This is a genomic window from Mesorhizobium sp. M7A.F.Ca.CA.004.04.2.1 (assembly GCF_004022825.1).
Lineage (GTDB): Bacteria > Pseudomonadota > Alphaproteobacteria > Rhizobiales > Rhizobiaceae > Mesorhizobium.
This window is the reverse complement of the sequence record NZ_RZPH01000556.1, coordinates 1-3,971: the sequence shown is the minus strand read 5'-3', so window position 1 is coordinate 3,971 and position 3,971 is coordinate 1. Positions and strand designations below refer to the sequence as shown.

General features: G+C 64.2%; 4 protein-coding genes. All 4 read left to right on the top strand.

From position 1 onward, the window contains the following. Positions 1-427 (top strand): aromatic amino acid lyase (locus tag EN893_RS22460; protein ID WP_164901019.1); only part of this gene is annotated, 427 nt, incomplete at its 5' end. After that, the gene (hutG, locus tag EN893_RS22455; RefSeq protein WP_127270281.1) at positions 427-1,245 is read left to right on the top strand and encodes an N-formylglutamate deformylase; all 819 of its coding nucleotides are present in this window, start codon (positions 427-429) and stop codon (positions 1,243-1,245) included. The genes EN893_RS22460 and hutG, both read left to right, overlap by 1 nt. 26 nt (positions 1,246-1,271) lie before the next feature. Next, positions 1,272-2,942 (top strand): urocanate hydratase, encoded by a 1,671-nt coding sequence (gene hutU / locus EN893_RS22450; protein WP_127270282.1) that lies wholly within the window; start codon positions 1,272-1,274, stop codon positions 2,940-2,942. A gap of 12 nt (positions 2,943-2,954) precedes the next feature. After that, positions 2,955-3,542: a HutD family protein gene (locus EN893_RS22445; protein ID WP_127270284.1), complete on the top strand. Its 588-nt coding sequence runs from the start codon at positions 2,955-2,957 to the stop codon at positions 3,540-3,542. The last annotated feature ends 429 nt before the right edge of the window (positions 3,543-3,971 follow it).

Below are 3,971 nucleotides of genomic sequence, written 5' to 3'. Positions count from 1 at the left end.
GCCGAAGCCCGGCCTGAACTCCGGCTTCATGATCCCGCAGGTGACGGCGGCGGCGCTCGTTTCGGAGAACAAGCAGAAAGCCTATCCGGCCAGCGTCGATTCGATCCCCACCTCGGCAAACCAGGAAGACCATGTTTCGATGGCCGCGCACGGTGCGCGCCGGCTGATCGGGATGGTCGAGAACGCCACCGCCGTGATCGGCATCGAATTGCTGGCCGCGGCCCAAGGCTGCGATTTCCATGCGCCGCTGGCCTCGAGCGACGCCCTGGAGGCAGTGCGTAAGCTGGTCCGGGCCGAAGTGCCGCATCTCGACAATGACCGCCATTTCCACCCCGATATGGAAAAAGCCATCGCCATGGTGCGCAGCGGTGCGACCATCGTGGCCGCCGGCGGCGTGGCTCTGCCGTCGATTTCCGGAGCGATGTGATGGCAAGCGCGCCCTGGCTGACGGTCACGCCCGGCACAGCCCCGTTGCTGGTGTCGATCCCGCACACCGGCATCGACCTCGCCGGCCTTGAGAATCGGCTGGTCTCGCCCTGGCTCGGCCGCCGCGACTGCGATTGGTGGATCGATAATCTCTATGACTTTGCTGCCGGCCTCGGGGCGACGGTGGTGCACACCGCGATCTCGCGCACCGTCATCGACGTCAACCGCGATCCCTCCGGCGCCTCGCTTTACCCCGGCCAGGCGACGACCGGCCTTTGCCCGACCGAGACTTTCGATGGCGATCCGCTCTATCGCGAGGGCGAAGAACCGGGGCCGTCGGAGATCGACGAGCGTCGCGAGAAATTCTTCGTGCCCTACCATGCCGCCTTGCAGGTCGAGATCGACCGGTTGCGTGGCCTGCACGAAAAGATCGTCCTCTATGACTGCCACTCGATCCGTTCAGTGATGCCGCGCCTGTTTGAAGGCACGCTGCCGGTTTTCAACCTCGGCACCAATGACGGCAGGAGCGCCGATCCGACGCTGCAGGCGATGGTCGGCCAGATCATGGCCGAAACCGGTGAAACCTTTGTCATCAACGGCCGCTTCAAGGGCGGCTGGATCACACGCCATTTCGGCCAGCCGCAACAAGGCGTGCATGCGCTGCAGATGGAACTCTCCAATCGCGGCTATATGCGCGAGCCCGATGGCAAGGGTACGCCGGACAACTGGCCGGTGCCTTACGATGCCGAGTTTGCCGCACCGATCCGCGCCACGCTGCGGAAAATCCTCGAGACTGCGACGTCCTGGGCGCGCGTCTGACATCAGGCCTTTTATGGAGTGACGCCATGAACAATCCTCGCCACAACATCCGCGAAGTCCGCAGCCCGCGCGGCACCGAAATCAGCGCGCGCTCCTGGCTGACGGAAGCGCCGCTGCGCATGCTGATGAACAATCTCGACCCGGATGTTGCCGAAAATCCCAACGAGCTGGTCGTCTATGGCGGCATCGGCCGGGCGGCGCGCACCTGGAACGACTTTGACCGCATCGTCGCCTCCTTGAGGACGCTGGCCGATGACGAGACTTTGCTGGTCCAGTCCGGCAAGCCGGTTGGCGTGTTCCGGACCCACCCGGACGCCCCGCGCGTGCTGATCGCCAACTCCAATTTGGTGCCGCACTGGGCGAATTGGGAAAAGTTCAACGAGCTCGATAAGAAGGGCCTGATGATGTACGGCCAGATGACGGCCGGCTCGTGGATCTACATCGGCACGCAAGGCATCGTGCAAGGCACCTACGAGACCTTCGTCGAGGCCGGCCGCCAGCACTATGGCGGCAATCTCAAGGGAAAATGGATACTGACCGGCGGTCTCGGCGGCATGGGTGGCGCCCAGCCGCTCGCCGCCGTCATGGCCGGCGCCTGCTGCCTGGCGATCGAATGCAACCCGGACTCGATCGATTTCCGCCTGCGCACCCGCTACGTCGACGAGCGCGCCGACACGCTCGACGAGGCGCTGGAAAAGATCGAACGCTGGACCAAGGCCGGGGAGGCGAAGTCGGTCGGCCTGCTTGGCAATACGGCCGACATCGTGCCGGAGATGTTCAGGCGTGGCATTCGCCCCGATATGGTCACCGATCAGACCTCGGCGCATGATCCCATCAACGGCTACCTGCCGAAGGGCTGGACGATGGCCGAGTGGCGCGAGAAGCGCGTCAGCGACCCCAAGGCGGTCGAGAAGGCGGCACGCGCCTCGATGCGCGAACATGTCGAGGCGATGGTGGCGTTCTGGAACGCCGGCGTGCCGACGCTCGACTACGGCAACAACATCCGCCAGGTGGCCAAGGAGGAGGGGTTCGAGAACGCCTTTGCCTTCCCCGGTTTCGTGCCGGCCTATATCCGTCCGCTGTTCTGCCGCGGCATCGGGCCGTTCCGCTGGGCAGCCCTTTCCGGCGATCCTGAGGATATCTACAAGACCGACGCCAAGGTGCGCGAACTGACGCCCGGCAACACCCATCTGCACAACTGGCTCGACATGGCGCGCGAGCGCATCGCCTTCCAGGGCCTGCCGGCGCGCATCTGCTGGGTCGGCCTTGGCGACCGCCACAGGCTCGGACTCGCTTTCAACGAGATGGTGGCCAAGGGTGAGCTGAAGGCGCCTGTCGTCATCGGCCGCGATCACCTCGATTCCGGCTCGGTCGCCTCGCCGAACCGCGAAACGGAATCCATGAAGGACGGCTCGGACGCTGTCTCCGATTGGCCGCTGCTCAACGCGTTGCTCAACACGGCGTCCGGCGCCACCTGGGTGTCGCTGCACCATGGCGGCGGCGTCGGCATGGGTTTCTCGCAGCACGCCGGCATGGTCATCGTCGCCGACGGCACGCCGGACGCCGCAAGGCGCCTGGAGCGGGTGTTGTGGAACGACCCGGCGACCGGTGTCATGCGCCACGCCGATGCCGGCTACGAAATCGCCGTCGAATGCGCCAAGGAGCACCAGCTCAATTTGCCCGGCATTCTCGGCTGATTGGCTGAGCCGATGCGTGTTCTGCGGGCAGCCGAATACCGGTCGATGCCGTGGAAGAACGGCGGCGGCGTGACGACGGAAATCGCCGTCTCGCCCACGGGTGCCGGGTTCGACGATTTCGACTGGCGCGTCTCGATGGCGCGTGTCGAATTGAGCGGGCCGTTCTCGCAATTCGCCGGCATCGATCGCACCCTTGCCGTGCTCGAAGGCGAGGGCATCGTCCTCGAGATTGCCGGCCACCCGCCGACATCCATAAACAGGACGACCGCCCTGTTTTCTTTCCCGGCCGACGTGCAGACCTCGGCTGCGCTGATCGGCGGGCCGATCACCGATCTCAATGTCATGACCCGCCGAAGCCGGGTGACGCATTCGGTCGAACGCCTGGTGATTTCGGCCCCCGTGGAAGTCCGGACTGAAGCCGGCACAACGCTCATCCTATGCTTGGACGGCGACGTCAGCGTGCCCGCCGCTGAACCGGTCCGCCTCGGTCCGCTCGACACGCTGCTGTCCGGTCCGGTCAGCACCGGCCTGCTCGTCCAACCCGCCCATGAGGCAACGCTGTTCGTGATCCGGATCGGCTCTGTCGCCGGCAACGATTAACGCTTGTTTCCAAACATGATCGCGGCACCGGCGAAATATAGCGTAAGCTGCTGGCGGCATCACGAAAAAGCCTGAATCCTCTCCGCCGATCTGGCCTGGCGGGAAGTGGGGTGCTTGTCTTTGAGTTTTGCTGAGAGACGACGCCCTGTCGTGGTGCGGAAACAAACTTTCGGCAAGTGGGGTTTATGCAACCAATTGCATTTGAACCGGTTTTAGGGCCATTGCCGTGGCGGTGACGCCGCTCAGTGCCCGCTTACGGAATTTTCAATGAATATTCAGACGAATCCTGCCCAAATCGAGAAGACAAGCGCGAGCTTCCCGGCCATCACGGAAGAGCCGATTCGATCCAACTTTCTGCCCGAAGAGCGTCTTCGTGGGCTTGGCGAAAGCCTGGCAAAAGGCGACCTCACGGATCTGTTCGGCCTGACG